This window comes from Parvibaculum sp., assembly GCF_039973015.1.
Taxonomy (GTDB): Bacteria; Pseudomonadota; Alphaproteobacteria; order Parvibaculales; family Parvibaculaceae; genus Parvibaculum.
This window is the reverse complement of sequence record NZ_JBDWLT010000013.1, coordinates 61,125-75,992: the sequence shown is the minus strand read 5'-3', so window position 1 is coordinate 75,992 and position 14,868 is coordinate 61,125. Positions and strand designations below refer to the sequence as shown.

General features: G+C 60.1%; 13 protein-coding genes. 5 read left to right on the top strand and 8 right to left on the bottom strand.

Going from position 1 to position 14,868, the window contains the following annotated elements:
• Positions 1-17: 17 nt before the first annotated feature.
• Positions 18-599, bottom strand: coding sequence for a histidine phosphatase family protein (locus tag ABJO61_RS16935; protein ID WP_348324515.1), 582 nt, complete (start codon positions 597-599; stop codon positions 18-20).
• Positions 600-731: 132 nt separating this feature from the next.
• Between ABJO61_RS16935 and ABJO61_RS16930 the strand changes: the two genes are divergently transcribed.
• Positions 732-1,097, top strand: coding sequence for a hypothetical protein (locus ABJO61_RS16930; protein WP_348324513.1), 366 nt, complete (start codon positions 732-734; stop codon positions 1,095-1,097).
• Between the two features lie 42 nt (positions 1,098-1,139).
• Here ABJO61_RS16930 and ABJO61_RS16925 read toward each other — a convergent pair whose 3' ends face one another.
• From ABJO61_RS16925 to ABJO61_RS16910, 4 genes are all read right to left on the bottom strand, one after another.
• On the bottom strand, positions 1,140-1,688 hold the full coding sequence (locus tag ABJO61_RS16925; RefSeq protein ID WP_348324511.1) for an acyloxyacyl hydrolase: 549 nt from the start codon (positions 1,686-1,688) through the stop codon (positions 1,140-1,142).
• A gap of 193 nt (positions 1,689-1,881) precedes the next feature.
• The gene (locus tag ABJO61_RS16920) at positions 1,882-3,438 is read right to left on the bottom strand and encodes an acetyl-CoA acetyltransferase (protein ID WP_348324510.1); all 1,557 of its coding nucleotides are present in this window, start codon (positions 3,436-3,438) and stop codon (positions 1,882-1,884) included.
• 134 nt (positions 3,439-3,572) lie between these two features.
• On the bottom strand, positions 3,573-4,232 hold the full coding sequence (locus tag ABJO61_RS16915; RefSeq protein WP_348324508.1) for a dienelactone hydrolase family protein: 660 nt from the start codon (positions 4,230-4,232) through the stop codon (positions 3,573-3,575).
• On the bottom strand, positions 4,229-5,416 hold the full coding sequence (locus ABJO61_RS16910) for an aminotransferase (RefSeq protein ID WP_348324506.1): 1,188 nt from the start codon (positions 5,414-5,416) through the stop codon (positions 4,229-4,231). The genes ABJO61_RS16915 and ABJO61_RS16910 overlap by 4 nt, the downstream gene beginning before the upstream one ends.
• A gap of 337 nt (positions 5,417-5,753) precedes the next feature.
• Here ABJO61_RS16910 and ABJO61_RS16905 point away from each other — a divergent pair, with 337 nt between their 5' ends.
• Both ABJO61_RS16905 and glnA read left to right on the top strand, forming a co-directional pair.
• Positions 5,754-6,092: a P-II family nitrogen regulator gene (locus ABJO61_RS16905; RefSeq protein ID WP_293214668.1), complete on the top strand. Its 339-nt coding sequence runs from the start codon at positions 5,754-5,756 to the stop codon at positions 6,090-6,092.
• Between the two features lie 162 nt (positions 6,093-6,254).
• Positions 6,255-7,661: a type I glutamate--ammonia ligase gene (glnA, locus tag ABJO61_RS16900; protein WP_348324504.1), complete on the top strand. Its 1,407-nt coding sequence runs from the start codon at positions 6,255-6,257 to the stop codon at positions 7,659-7,661.
• A gap of 70 nt (positions 7,662-7,731) precedes the next feature.
• On the opposite strand, the gene ABJO61_RS16895 is transcribed toward glnA, so the two are convergent.
• Positions 7,732-8,496, bottom strand: coding sequence for a hypothetical protein (locus tag ABJO61_RS16895; protein WP_348324502.1), 765 nt, complete (start codon positions 8,494-8,496; stop codon positions 7,732-7,734).
• 618 nt (positions 8,497-9,114) lie between these two features.
• Here ABJO61_RS16895 and ABJO61_RS16890 point away from each other — a divergent pair.
• Positions 9,115-9,732 carry an AAA family ATPase gene (locus tag ABJO61_RS16890; RefSeq protein ID WP_348324500.1) on the top strand — a complete coding sequence of 206 codons (618 nt, stop codon included), beginning with the start codon at positions 9,115-9,117 and terminating at the stop codon, positions 9,730-9,732.
• Here ABJO61_RS16890 and ABJO61_RS16885 read toward each other — a convergent pair.
• Together ABJO61_RS16885 and ABJO61_RS16880 are read right to left on the bottom strand one after the other, a co-directional pair.
• Complete coding sequence (locus ABJO61_RS16885; protein ID WP_348324498.1) at positions 9,654-11,171, bottom strand: DASS family sodium-coupled anion symporter; 1,518 nt, start codon at positions 11,169-11,171, stop codon at positions 9,654-9,656. The genes ABJO61_RS16890 and ABJO61_RS16885 overlap by 79 nt on opposite strands.
• A 12-nt stretch (positions 11,172-11,183) precedes the next feature.
• Positions 11,184-12,482, bottom strand: a complete 1,299-nt coding sequence (locus ABJO61_RS16880; RefSeq protein WP_348324584.1) for an NADH:flavin oxidoreductase/NADH oxidase family protein — start codon at positions 12,480-12,482, stop codon at positions 11,184-11,186.
• Between the two features lie 188 nt (positions 12,483-12,670).
• Here ABJO61_RS16880 and parE point away from each other — a divergent pair, with 188 nt between their 5' ends.
• Entirely contained in the window at positions 12,671-14,725 is a 2,055-nt protein-coding gene (gene parE, locus ABJO61_RS16875; protein ID WP_348324496.1) for a DNA topoisomerase IV subunit B, read from the top strand.
• The last annotated feature ends 143 nt before the right edge of the window (positions 14,726-14,868 follow it).

Here is a 14,868-nt window from a genome sequence, read left to right as displayed (position 1 = left end):
GCGGATTGAGTTCTCGCCTAATTCACCTTCGTTTCCGCCTCGCGGCCCTGCTCTACCAGTGTGAGCGTGTCACCCTTCGTCTCGAAGACGGTGACCGAACAATTGTCCGGCCGGAAAGTGACGAGACGGTCGTCGCCTGCCGCTATGCCCGCCGCCACATTGATCGCGATGAAGTGCGAGAAGATGACCGTATCCTGTGGAAGGCTCGTGAGGGCATCGACAACAGACTGCCGCCAACCCGCGAGATCGACCTTGCCGTTGCCCGTATTCTCCGGTGTCAGCGCCTGAGCCCAGTTACCGCTCATGATGCGACGGAGCCAGTCGGTCCGCGCGGCGAGATCCTCGATCGGCGAGGGAATTTCAGCGACACGCGTTTCGATGACCGGCTCGCAATCCCATGCCTTCGACAGCGGCACCGATGTTTCCTGGCAGCGGCGGAGCGGCGAGGAAAGTACTGGCAGCTTCTTTCCAACCCGCTTTTCGATTTCCCGGGCGACGGCTTCTGCCTGCCCCCGGCCCTTTTCGGAAAGCCCGGGGTCGGTATCGGCGTCCCAGCCAGCAGCAGCCTCGCCGTGGCGGATCATGTAGATGGTGGGCATGGATTTTCTCCCCGAAGCAGAATGTCTCGATGACTGTTTGTCGGCGAGGAGACACGTATTTGCAAGGCGGATGGTCATGGTTCCTCCCAGCCGTTAGCCTTGCTACGGTGATTCTCGCAGAGGAGGCATTCCATGACGGAGACGCAACCACCGGCAACCCAGCCAGGTGCCACGAACGAGATGGACGGGCCCAAGCTCGTCTACATCCTCTATTTCATCAGTCTGGCGGTGGGAATAACCGCGATCGCAGGTCTTATCGTTGCCTATCTCAAGCGCGGGGAAGCAAGTGCGGGTGCGTCCACGCATTACACCTTCCTCATTCGTACTTTCTGGATCGGTCTTCTCTTCGCCGTGATCAGCGGCATCACGTCCATTATCGGCATTGGCGTGCTTCTCGCCATCGCGACAGTGGTCTGGTTCCTGATCCGCACCATCAAGGGTTTCATGCTCGCCATTGACGGCAAGCCGGTCCCCGAGCCGGAAACCTGGCTCTGGTAGAAATCAAAAAGGCCGCTCCAGGGAGCGGCCTTTTCATATCTGCTAGAAGCTGTAGCCAATGCGCATCCCGACATTGGTCAGGCCGTCGTTTACACTGCAAAGCGATGCATTCGATATATGCTCGATGCTGGCCATGACAGAGAGTGCCGGCGTAACGCGATAACCAATGGAGCCGGACTCATGAAAATTGAACCGGCAGCCATACTGGTTTTCACCCTGGACGGAGCCGTGGATACGGCCATCGTGCCAGGCACCTCCGACGCTACCGTCAATAAAGAACTTCGTTCCCAGATCGATGGTCCAGCCGAGATCCATATAGACGATGCTGGTGCCACCGTTCCCGCTCATCGTTCCGCCGAAGCGCGGGCGCGGCGAGAACATCCATGAGAGAAAGCCGGGGCTGTCGAAAAGAATTTCGCCATTGATATCGGCGTGTTCGGGTTCGTGTGCAGGACCAAACTGGTCATGTGCATAAACGCCACCCCGAATCTCATTGACGAATGCTCCGGCCGGAGCAGCAAAGGAAACAGCAGCCAGAGATGCAGCCACCACCCCAGCGGCGGCATGCCGCCCAAACTCCACAAACTTCACTAAAGACCCCCAATTTTCCGCCCGCAGACGATTTTTGCGCTGCTTCTGTCTTGCCCGAAAGGCTAGGTAGCAACTGTGGACTCGTCAACTGGCGCATCGCTTTTTGGTTAACCCGGCAAGAGCCCCGAGGCCCCGCCGTCCGCCGAAAGGCGAACGGAGACAAAAACGCCGATGATCGTACAAGGTTCCGAAATTATTCGGGGGTGAAGATGTTAACAGAACCGTCGGCCGCAGCAGCGACCGTCCCCGTCCGGCCAAGCTGTTCGCGCTCCACCATATCGGCAAGCGTCGCCGGATCGTTCGGTGTGTGTGCGACAAAGCGGGCATCATTGTCCGTCAGACGCCCGAACACGATGGCAAACTCCGCGCCGTCGCGGCCGTGGACGACGGTATATGTCTCGATCTTCGCCTTTCCGTTCGGCTTCTCATCAACCTTCGGGTGTTTCTCCGCATCAATCTCGGCCTGATAGGTGGCGGGGTTTTCACGCTCCCATTTGCCTTCGCGCGGTGTGGTCGAATAGAGGCCAAGGCCGTGCTTCGTCACGTACCAGCCGTTCGAAGTGCAAAGGCCTTTCGTGCCCGGCTTCGCACGGAGCTTGTCCATCATGGTGGCGATGGAGTGCATGACATAGTTGTTGCCCGCCCCACCGAAGTAAGGGAGGCCGCCTGTAACGGTGAGCGAGCGCGGATCATCCGCCGCAATGCCAAGTTCATCACGCCCGATCTGCACAGCAGAAGGGAAGCAGGAATAGAGATCAAAATAGTCGATCTCGCCGATCTTCCAGCCGGACATGGCGAAGGCCTTCTTGCCCATCATGCGAATGGCGGGCGATGAGTGATAGTTCACGCGCTCGGTCGGAAACCACAGGTCGTTTGCATCGGCGCAGCCATGCAGGAAGACCCATTTCTCTTGCGGTACGCCAAGCTCGCGCGCCTTCGCCACCGACATCATGACCACGGCTGCGGCCTGATCGACCTGCATGATGGCATTCATGAATTTCGTGTAGGGGAAGCCGATATAGCGGTTGTCATCGGTCGGCGTCGCGATTTCCTCCGCCGTGCGGGCGACGGGGAACCAGGCTTGCGGATGCTTTGCGGCCACTTGCGTGAAAGGCGCCATGAGCTTGCCGATGGCAAGCTCATGATCCCTTACGGTGCGGCCTGCCGCGCCGCGGATCGCATTTTCGAACATCGGATAGATGTTGACCGGATATTGCAGCTTGTGACGTTTCTCGGTTTCGGTGACGCCTGCCTTTTCGACGCCGATGTCGATGCGCTCGCCGCCGGGGTTTTCGTCATGCCAGGGCAACACCTTGCCCTGCCCCAATGCGCGCATCATCGTGCCGAAGCATTCCGCACCCGCGACAAGGGCTATGTCGGTGTCGCCATTGGCGATGAGTTCGGCGGTGTAGTTCACGAGCATCTGGGGCGTGTTGCCGCCGGTCGGGCCGTAGCAGGTCTTTGCCGGATTTGCGCCCAACAGGTTTGCCAGCGTTTTCGATGCATTCGGATAGCGGCCAAACGGGAGCCGGGCCGAATCCGGGCTGTCGGTGATGAAGCGGACAGTCGTGACATTGTCGACCACCGACCAGAGCTTCTTGCCGAGGCCAGTATCGGCGGCGGCGGCTTCGGCCGCATCCGCCATCAGATGCATAGGCGACTTCGCCTTCTCGACATCCTTTTCCTTTTGGACGAGCTGGCCGCAGCCAACCAGAACGGGCATGCGATCGTCGATCTTGGTGTCAGACATCGAGAGTCTCCCTTTGCGCACCTCTTCGGGCGCTTTTAGTTCGCGGTGCTAACCAGTTTGGCCCGAGAATAACCGGTGGGTGCCCCTTGTCCAGCACCGGATCGTGAGGCACACCGCCGCTGCGTCAGCGGGAGCTAGCCGCCGTGCTTCTCACGATAGGCGAAAGCGGAAATGAGAAAGCGTGCGCCATAGACAAGCGCGTTCGCGTCAACCGCGTGGCCGAGGCCGGGGATGGGAATACCCTGACAAGCGACGCCAGCTTCGGTAAGCGCCTTCACCGATGCCATCATACCGTAAAGCGGCGCGAGCTGGTCCTGCTCGCCATGAACGAGCATGACCGGGGGCCTTGAGATGATTTCATCTTTCAGCTTGTCCGCGCCGACAAGGCCGCCGGAGTAACCAAGCACGGCGGCGGGCACGACGGCGCGGCGAAGGCCGAGATGCAGCGCCATCACCGTGCCCTGGCTGAAGCCGACAAGGGCGAGACGCGAGGCATCGAGATTTTCGCGCGCGAGTTCGGCGTCGAGGAAATCGTGGAGTGCCGGCGCAGCGGCGACCGCATCGTCATAGAGACGCGGGTCGCCCGCGGGGTGCTTGCCGATCCACTGGAAGCCGCCATCCTTCGTGGCCTCCGGCCCATCCGGCGCGACGAAGGCCACGTTCTCCATGGAGGACTTCCAGTAGTCCGCGAAGGACATGAGATCCGCGCCGGACGAACCGTAGCCATGCAGGAAGACGACAAGCCATTCAGCCTTGCCTGACTGCGCAGGGCGGCGGAGCGCGGAGAGCGTCACTCAGTTTGCCCTTTCGCATACGCCTTCAGCCGCGCACTGGCTTCATCGAGGATCGCGTCCTGCTTGCAGAAGCAGAAGCGCGCGAGATGGCGCGGGGCATCGGGCGATGAATAGAAGGCGGAGAGCGGGATCGCTGCGACCTTGGCCTTCACCGTAATGTCGCGGCAGAATTCCTCATCGGTGCCGTTGAAACCCTTCTTGTTTTTAAGGAGGGGCCGGAAATCGGCGCTGATGAAATAAGTGCCGTCGGCGGGCAGCACGTCGAAGCCCGCCTCCTTCAACCCCGCCGCGAGACGGTCGCGCTTCGCCTCCAGCAAGGAAGCGAGACTCGCGAAATAAGCATCGTCCTTGCCGAGCCCATATGCGACCGCAGACTGGAGCCCCGGCGCGGTGGTGAAGGTGACGAACTGATGCGTCTTCGCGACCGTTTCCATCAGATGCGCTGGGCCCGTGACATAGCCGATCTTCCAGCCGGTGAGCGAGAAGGTCTTGCCCGCCGAGCCGATGCGCAGGCAGCGCTCCGCCATGCCGGGCAGCGTCATCAGCGGGATGTGGGTATGGCCGGAAAAGACGAGATGCTCGTATACCTCGTCGCAGACGGCATAGGCGTCGTGACGCTGCATGAGCGCGGCTATGGCGGCAAGCTCATCGCGAGTGAAGACCTTGCCGATGGGGTTCATCGGCGTGTTGACGAGGATGAGCTTGGTGCGGTCCGAGAAGGCGGCTTCGAGCTTCTCCATCGGGAGCGACCAGTGCGGCGGCGCGAGAGGCACGGCGACGACCTTGGCACCCGCCGCCTCGATCACCGGTCTGTAGCTGTCATAGGCGGGCTCGAAGACGATGGCTTCGTCGCCCGGATTGAGCAGCGCGGTGAGGCAGTCGTGCAGCGCCTCGGTGGCGCCGGAGGTGACCATGACCTGCTTCTGCCAATCGACATCGAAACCGTAGAAACGCCTGTTGGCTTCGGCGACAGCCTGGCGGAGCGCCGGGAGCCCCATCATGGGCGGATACTGGTTCGGCCCGTCGAGGATCGCCTTCGCCGCGGCAGCGCGGACGTCGTCCGGCCCCTCGTCGTCCGGGAAACCCTGACCGAGATTGATGGCGCCATGCTCGGCGGCGAGCGCGGACATGACGGTAAAAATGGTCGTACCGAGGCTGGAGTAAACGCTGTTTGCCGGCCGCATGAAGAACGCCCTCGCCTTTTCCACAGAATTCGTCGTCTGGATCTCTTTCGGGGTTGTCGCGAGCATGGCGGAGACTGTCAATCTCCGCTCAAATGGCTTCGTCACGCGCAAACGGCAGCGGCCCGGAAGGTTTTGGTTAAGCCTATGCCCTTATTTTGTCCAATCTGCCTATATTGTGAGCATTAGCGCTGCTCAAATTGATGGCACCCTGTCAGGCAAGAAGACGCAAGCCATTGTAATATATAGGTTTTCTAGCTCGCTCTGGGTTGGCACGGGCCGTGCTATCCGATTAACACGTGGATGCGGGCGGCGAGCCCCGTGATTAGGGAAGGCAGAAATGAAAAAGATCGAGGCGATCATCAAGCCGTTCAAGCTCGACGAGGTGAAAGAGGCGCTGCAGGAAGTAGGACTCCAGGGCATTACTGTGACCGAGGCAAAAGGTTTTGGCCGCCAGAAAGGTCACACCGAGCTCTATCGCGGCGCGGAATATGTCGTCGACTTCCTGCCAAAGGTGAAGATCGAGGTCGTGCTAAACGACGATATGGTTGCCAAGGCCGTGGAAGCCATCCAGCAAGCCGCGCGCACTGGCCGCATCGGCGACGGCAAGATTTTCATCTCCAATATCGAAGACTCGATCCGTATCCGCACAGGCGAAACAGGAGCCGAGGCAATCTAGGGGGCATAGTTGACGACCATCAAGTAAGACGACCACCGGGCCCGGCGCGCGGCTTTTAAATCGCCGCGCGGCGCCTGATAGCGCAGGCCCAACCGAACCATCACGCAGGGCGAAAGCCCGTCCGAACGAACCCCTTAAGGACAACAGGGAAAAGAGGATCAAATGGCTGGCAAATCTATTCAGGACATCATCAAGGAGAAGGACGTCAAGTACGTTGACCTGCGCTTCACCGACCCGCGCGGCAAGATGCAGCACGTCACTTTCGATATCGGTTTCTGCGACGACGACTTCTTCGCCGAAGGCACCATGTTCGACGGTTCGTCCATCGCCGGCTGGAAGGCGATCAATGAATCCGACATGGTTCTCATGCCTGATGCCGCGACGGCCACGATCGATCCGTTCTACGCTCAGACGACCCTTGCCGTATTCTGCGACATCGTCGAACCCTCTACCGGCGAACTCTACAGCCGCGACCCGCGCGGCACGGCAAAACTCGCCGAAGCCTATCTGAAGTCCACCGGCGTCGGTGACACCATCGTGTTCGGCCCGGAAGCCGAATTCTTCGTCTTCGACGACGTGAAGTTCTCCACCTCGCCCTACAAGACGGGTTTCGAGGTCGATTCCGTCGAACTGCCGACCAATTCCGACACAAGCTACGAGACAGGCAATCTCGGCCACCGTCCGCGCACCAAGGGTGGCTACTTCCCGGCCAACCCGATCGACAGCTGCCAGGATCTTCGCGGCGAAATGCTGACGGTCATGGAAGAAATGGGCGTGAAGATCGAGAAGCATCATCACGAAGTGGCCGCCGCGCAGCATGAGCTTGGAACGAAGTTCCAGACGCTGACGACCGCCGCCGACCACATGCAAATCTACAAGTATGTGATCCACAATGTGGCGCAGGCATTCGGCAAGTCGGCCACTTTCATGCCGAAGCCCGTCTTCGGCGATAACGGCTCCGGCATGCATTGCCATCAGTCGATCTGGAAGGACGGCAAGCCGCTCTTCGCCGGCAACAAGTATGCCGACCTCAGCCAGGAATGCCTCTGGTACATCGGCGGCATCCTGAAGCACGCCAAGGCGCTCAACGCTTTCACCAACCCGTCGACGAACAGCTACAAGCGTCTTGTCCCGGGCTATGAAGCGCCGGTGCTTCTCGCCTATTCGGCGCGCAACCGTTCGGCTTCCTGCCGCATTCCGCACGGCACGTCGCCGAAGTCAAAGCGCATCGAAATCCGCTTCCCCGACCCGACGGCAAACCCCTACCTCGCTTTCTCGGCGATGCTGATGGCCGGCCTTGACGGCATCGACAACAAGATCGATCCGGGCGGGCCGATGGACAAGAACCTGTACGACCTGCCGCCGGAAGAGCTGAAGGAGATCCCGACGGTTTCGGGTTCGCTCCGCGAAGCGCTGATCGCGGTCGACCAGGACCGCGCCTTCCTGACGAAGGGCGGCGTGTTCACCGACGACCAGATCGACGGCTATCTCGAACTGAAGTGGGAAGAGTGCATGCGTTACGAAATGACGCCGCACCCCGTCGAATACGACATGTACTACTCGGTCTGATTTTTCAGACTTCGAGGGGAACGGGAGGGCTGGAACGCAAGTTCCAGCCCTTTTTGCTATGGGTAGCGGCTCAAGCGGCATACAGGGAAAAGCGGGTGCCACAAATATCGACGGCATTACCGGTGACGGGAAGTCTGAGTTTCTTCGCTTCAGCGAGTGCCGCAGCCGGATCCGCCATCGCGAGATCGAGGCCGACGATGCCTGTTCCGTTCTCATCCACCGGCTCAACAAAGCGGACATGCCCGCGGGCCAGCCGAAGCTCCGCCCCATGAGCGCCCTCCTCCACCTTGACGTCGAGCAGCTCCCCCCAACGGGCAGCCAGTGCAGCGGGCGTTTTTGTCTGCACCGAAGCGCCGAGAATGCCCTGTGCGTTCGCACTCCGTGCGGAGCGCCAGTCTGGCCCTGCAGGCGGCCAGTCGCTGTCGCGGTCGAACCAGTCTTTTACGTCTGTGACGGAATCGATCGAGGTGAGCACGCCGCCGAAATCACCGGGATGGAAATGAGTGAAGACGTAGCGCTTGTCGAGTGCCGCAATTTGCCGGGCGCCGAGGCCGAGCACACGCTCGCGGTGAGCCTTTGCATCCTCCACCTCGAAAATCAGCATGTAGCCTGCATTGCCACCACGGCGATGCAGATAGCGGCGTGCGGAAGCATCATCCTTCACCGGCTGCACCACTTCGAGAAACTCCCCGCCTACGGGCATGACTGCATTGACGAGCCCGAAAACACCCACCTCAGGATCATTGAACGCAGTCTTCAGCCCAAAGACTTTTTCGAGTTGCCCGACAACCGGGGCAAGCTCATGCGCAACAAGCGCAACCTGACGAAGCCACATCTGCGTTCTCCCTGTTTTTATGACGGGAGATTGGCCGTGACGAGACAAAGCGTCAAGCTATGCCTCAATCCCTTTGCCGATACCATTTAATCAGCCTACTGACTTATACAATCGGTCAGCACTATTGACTCATGGGAATTACGAAAAACCTCTATATCAGTTGACCTTCTCGCCGCTTCGGGCGTAGCATTTTCATCTGTCTAACGAAGGAGGAGGTTTTGAAGATGGCTCCACCGACGCAATTCGCTTCTCGAACTTGAGAGACGACAAGACACATGACCAAGTCCTGACGCTGTTCTCACGCGTGACCGGTCAGCAAATCTTATAGGCCAAGGGAAAAGCGCAAAGAAACACTGACGCCAGTGTTACGATAATTGAGCGCGCAGGCAAAAAGGCATGGAGATAAGCCCGGCTCATTAGTGCGGGCGAGTGCGAACAGCACATCCAATAGCAACCCCGCCAGGAACGCCCGACAGGAAAACCGGGGCTTCCGAATGAGCGGGGTTGCGCCCATCAAAACGTCCTCCACATTCACCCCCGAAACCCAGAAAGAAATATGCGTTCAGAAGCGCGCATAAACACATGCGTGCGCGTAATTTATCCAACGAGAGCTAAATCATGACCGCGAAAAGCCCGAACCTATTCGTCGTTACCGGTGGCCCGGGGGCCGGCAAGACCGCGCTTGTCGAGGCTCTTGCAGCGCATGGGTTTTCTGTCGTGCCAGAAGCCGGGCGGCAGATCATTCGCGAACAGAAATCCGCGAGCGGAACAGCCACGCATGATGGCGACCGCCTCGCCTATCGCCATTTGATGTTCGAGCGCGAGATCGAAAGCTACGAGAAGATGACCAGTGCAGCAGGACCGGTCTTTTTCGACCGGGGGCTGCCAGATCTGATTGGCTATAGCCGCCTCATCGGTGCCACGATTCCAGCATGGCTAGATCAGGCGGTGCGCCAATACCGCTATCACAGGACCGTTTTCATCGCGCCGCCCTGGCCGGAAATCTACAGCACCGACGGCGAACGGAAACAGGATTTCACCGAGGCTGCCGCGACGCATGACGCGATGTGCATTGCCTACAAGGAATCCGGTTACAGGCTCTGCAGACTTCCGCTTTCAACCGTAGCAGATCGTGTGCGCTTCGTTCTCGAGCGCACTCAGGCTGGCGGAACATTTGTCGCCCAGTCAGGCAACACGCCCGGCTCGATACCGAAGACGAGTGGCCCCAGCGTATAGACCATAGCAACAATCAGCATCACGAATGGGACGTTTAGCCACCAGCCCGTCTTGGCCATTTCTGGCAAGGATATCCGGCCACTTCCAAACACGATTGCATTGGGCGGAGTGCCGACCGGCAACATGAAAGCGCAATTTGCTGCCATGGCAGCGGGCACAAGAAGCAGCAGCGGATGCTCTCCGACCGAGATTGCAACGGCGGCAATGACGGGCAGGAAAGTTGCGGCCGTCGCCGTGTTGCTTGTGAGCTCGGTCAACAACAGGATCAGTGCGCAGATGAGCGCAACGAGCGCCAGCACGGGGATCGCCTCAGCGCCCGAGAAGAACGTGCCGATCCACTCCGCAACGCCCTGCTTCTCGATCATGCTGGCGAGGCTGAGACCGCCGCCAAACAACAAAAAGACGTCCCAGGGCGCCCGCTTTGCGGTCTCCCAATTCATCAGGAATTCGCCTTTGCGGAGATTGACCGGGGTGAGGAACAGGAGGAGCCCGCCCAGCAGCGCGATGCCCGCGTCCGAGATGAAGGGAATATATCCGGCAAGAAGCGGTTGCGTCACCCAACCGAGCGCTGTCAGCGCGAAGATGACGGCAACCTTCGCTTCCGACATAGAAAGAGGTCCGAGCTTGCCACGCTCATGTGCGATCGCTTCGGCGGCCCCGGCTATTTCCATGCCCTTCAGACGGAAGATCACGCGCGTCATCAGAAACCACGCGAGCGGAACGCCGACAATCACGACGGGTACGCCGATGAGCATCCATTCGCCGAAGCCGATGCGGACATCGTAGGTCTGGCTCAAGAAGGCGGCGAGCAGCGCATTGGGCGGTGTGCCGATCAATGTGCCCAGACCGCCAATAGTGGCGCTGTAAGCGACAGCGAGAAGAAGAACAAGCGTGAAGGTCGCCGCATGTTCCTTGTCTTCGGTCGATTGCGCCTGCGCCTCGAGCAGCGAGGTAACGGAAAGAGCAATGGGCAACATCATCAGCGCCGTTGCGGTGTTGCTCACCCACATGCTGAGAAAGGCGGCAGCCACCATGAAGCCGCCGACGATCCGCGAGGGCTGTGTACCCATCATCCCGACGAGGCCGAGAGCGATGCGCCTGTGCAGATTCCACCGCTCCATGGCCAGCGCGAGTAGAAAGCCGCCGAAGAAGAGATAGATGATTGGATGCGCGTAAGGCGCGGCTGCGGCGCGGATATCGACGATGCCGAGGAGCGGGAAAAGCACCATCGGCAGAAGCGAGGTCGCGGGAATGGGGATGGGCTCGCATATCCACCAGACCGCCATGAGCCCGGCAACCCCGGCTGTTCGCCAGCCCAGTTCACTCAAGCCCTCCGGCGCCGGAAGAAGAAAAGTGAGCAAAAGAAGCAGCGGCCCCGCAATCCAGCCCACGACCTGACGGCGACCGAAGCCGATGCTGTGTCCCTCAACGCGATCCATAACCTGTCAGCCTCACCGTTGCATGGCTGCTGCGGTGCGGGCTTCGTTTTTGGCGTAGTTCCGAAAAGCCGAGAAAACACCCATTTTCGGGTCCGGGTTCTTACCTTCGCCCATCCGTAAAATCTGAAGACAGAACCACCCCTGCTGTCCCCAGCCATTCATGGCCTTCATGAGGTTGAATCGGCTATGCGGCCCAAGCAAGCCCGGCCCCAGGCGAAGCGTCTTTTCATAGGCGGGCGTTTCCTTCGCCGCACCGGAAAGAAGCTTCGATGGAATCTCGGGATCGACGCACATGGGGCGCGCAATGCCGACAACATCCATCGTAGCGCTGGCGAGTGCCGCATTCATGCCTTCCATCGTGCGGAAGCCGCCCGTGACCATGAGCGGCATCTTCACCGCTGCGCGGATATCTTTCGCATATTCGAGAAAATAGGCCTCGCGGGCGATGGTGCTCTCGCGCCGAACTTCCGACTTTTCCGGGTGAAGGGTCATGTCATCCAGCCCGACGAGGCGCGGCTGTTCATATGTACCGCCGGAAACCTCAAGCAGATCGAGTTTCTCCGCATCGAGCCAGGCAGCAACCCGGACGGCATCTTCATGGCTGAAGCCTCCGCGCTGGAAGTCCGCCGAGTTGAGTTTCACGGAGACGGGGAAATCGTCGCCGACGGCGCGGCGAACCGCACGCACCGTTTCAAGCAGAAGTCTCGCACGGTTTTCGAGCGAGCCACCCCATTCATCCGTGCGTGTGTTCACGTCGGGCGAAAGGAATTCGGAAACGAGATAGCCGTGCGCGCCATGGATCTGCACACCGGTGAAGCCGGTGTCGCGCGCTATTGTAGCTGTATGAGCAAAGCGGCGGATCACATCCTCGATCTCGGTGCCGGTCAGGGCACGCGGCTTGCCGAACTGGCTGCCGGGCATTTCCAGCGCCTTGTCGGAGGGACCGACCGGCTCTTTGTTCACGAGCGCCGGGGTCTGACGCCCGGCATGCGAAATCTGCATCCAGAGATGGGTGTCGTTTGCCGTTCCGGCCTTAGCATATTCACGGAGCGCCGCGATGGCCTCGTTCGACTGTTCGCCGTCGATGGCGACGTTGCCGGGCCGCTCCAGATAGCGCCGGTCGACCTGGACATTGCCAGTGAGAAGCATGCCGGCACCGCCCTCGGCCCAGCGCCGATAGAGCCGCACATGGCCGGACGTCGCCCGGTTGAAGGGATCGCCCAGACCTTCGGTCATGGCGCCTTTGGCGATACGGTTCTTCAACGTGGCGCCGCACGGCAGTGTCAACGGCGATGAAATATTCGCGGACATATCCAAGTAAGCCTCCCAGCCCGATAAGGTTGGCCGACTTTCGCATATCCAGCCGGGAGGGCAAACAAGACTAGGCCCTGTCCTCGTGCTCGCCCTTGGTAACGGTATCGGTTATAAGCGGCAGCGTTGGCGCACTCGCCGCCGCGCCCTACAATCCGAGTGATTCTCCTCCACAAAGTTTCGAGTTCATGGCCGCCCGCAAGACGAGCAAATCCAACGATACCGACGATCTCTTCTCCGCCCCGGCGAGCGCACCGAAGCCCGCCGCCAAGGCGCGCCAATCCACGTCCAAGGCAGATAGCGTCAAAGGAGAGAGCTATTCGGCCAAAGACATTGAAGTTCTGGAAGGACTGGAGCCCGTGCGGCGGCGGCCGGGCATGTATATTGGCGGCACGGACGAGAAGGCCCTGCACCATCTCTTTGCCGAGGTGCTCGACAACTCGATGGACGAAGCGGTGGCCGGGCACGCCAACTGGATCGAGGTCACGCTCCACGAGGATGGCAGCCTGACGGTCGCGGATAATGGCCGCGGCATTCCCGTCGACCCGCATCCGAAGTTCAAGAACAAGTCGGCACTGGAAGTTATCCTCACGACGCTTCACTCCGGCGGCAAGTTCGGCGGGAAGGCCTATGAAACATCGGGCGGCCTGCACGGGGTCGGTATCTCGGTTGTGAATGCGCTTTCCGACCTCTTCGAGGTCGAAGTCGCGCGCGACCAGACGCTTTACACGCAGAGCTATGAGCGCGGTACGCCGAAGACGAAACTGGAAAACAAGGGCCGTATCCAGAACCGCCGTGGCACGAAGATCACCTTTCACCCCGATGCTGAGATCTTTGGCAAAGGCGCGCATTTCATTCCGAAACGCCTCTACAAGATGGCGCGCTCCAAAGCCTATCTCTTCGGCGGCGTCGAAATCCGCTGGTCCTGCGCACCGTCGCTGATCGGCGAGAAAGACACCACGCCCGCGAACGAGGTGCTGCATTTTCCTGGCGGCCTCGTCGACTACCTGAAGATCACCATCGATGGTTACGACACCGTGACGGCGGAGCCCTTCGTTGGCAAAGTCTCGAGGGCCGGCAGCCACGGTTCCGTCGAATGGGCCATTGCCTGGTTCGGTGGTGGCGACGGCTTCGTGAACTCCTACTGCAACACCGTACCGACAGTTGAAGGCGGTACGCACGAAGCCGGGCTTCGTGCGGCGCTCACCAAGGGCCTCAAAGCCTATGGCGACCTCGTGGGCAACAAGAAGGCGTCACAAATTCAGGCCGACGACGTTCTTGGCACCGCTGGCGCCATGCTCTCCGTCTTTATCCGCGAACCCGAGTTTCAGGGCCAGACGAAAGAAAAGCTCGCCAGCGCAGAAGCGCAGAAGCTCGTCGAAAAAGCCATTGGCGACCATTTCGACCATTGGCTAACGGCGGCACCGCAGCAGGCGAACAAGCTGCTTGAATGGGTGGTCGACCGGGCAGACGACAGACTCCGGCGGCGGCAGGAAAAAGACGTGGCGCGCAAGACGGCAACGCGCAAGCTGCGTCTTCCCGGCAAGCTCGCCGATTGCAGCCAGTCGGCGGCTGATGGCTCCGAGATCTTCCTCGTCGAAGGGGACAGCGCCGGCGGCTCAGCAAAGCAGGCGCGCGACCGTGCGAGCCAGGCGATCCTGCCGTTGCGGGGAAAGATACTTAACGTCGCCAGCGCGAGCGGCGCGAAACTCGCGCAAAGCCAGCAAATCACCGACCTGATGCAAGCCCTCGGTGTGCGCTCCGGTTCGCATTATCGCGACGAAGATTTGCGCTACGACAAGGTCATCATCATGACCGACGCCGACGTGGACGGCGCGCATATTGCTTCGCTCCTCATCACCTTCTTCTACCGGGAGATGCCGAAGCTGATCGACGAGGGGCACCTTTATATGGCGGTGCCGCCGCTCTACAAGCTGACGCAGGGGGGCAAGACGCTTTATGCCCGTGACGACGCGCACAAGGATGAACTGCTGAAGAAGGAGTTTACCGGTAAGGGAAAAGTCGAGGTGAGCCGTTTCAAGGGTCTTGGCGAAATGATGCCTGCCCAACTCAAGGAAACCACCATGGCGCGCGGCAAACGCACGTTGATGCGGGTGGTGGTACCGGAATCGGAAGTCAAGGAAACCAGCGGCGCCATCGAAAGGCTGATGGGCAACAAGGCTGAACTACGCTTTCAGTTCATTCAGGAACACGCTGCTTTCGCGCACGATCTCGATATCTGACTAGATCGCGAGTGCCTGCCCCGGAAGGAAACGAATGCCATCCCGACGGCGCGATATGTGAGCCGTTTCGACCACATTGCTTCCCAATTTTCCTCGCAATGCCCCCCAAAGGCCCCGAGAAGCTGCGAAACTCTGGCATTTGG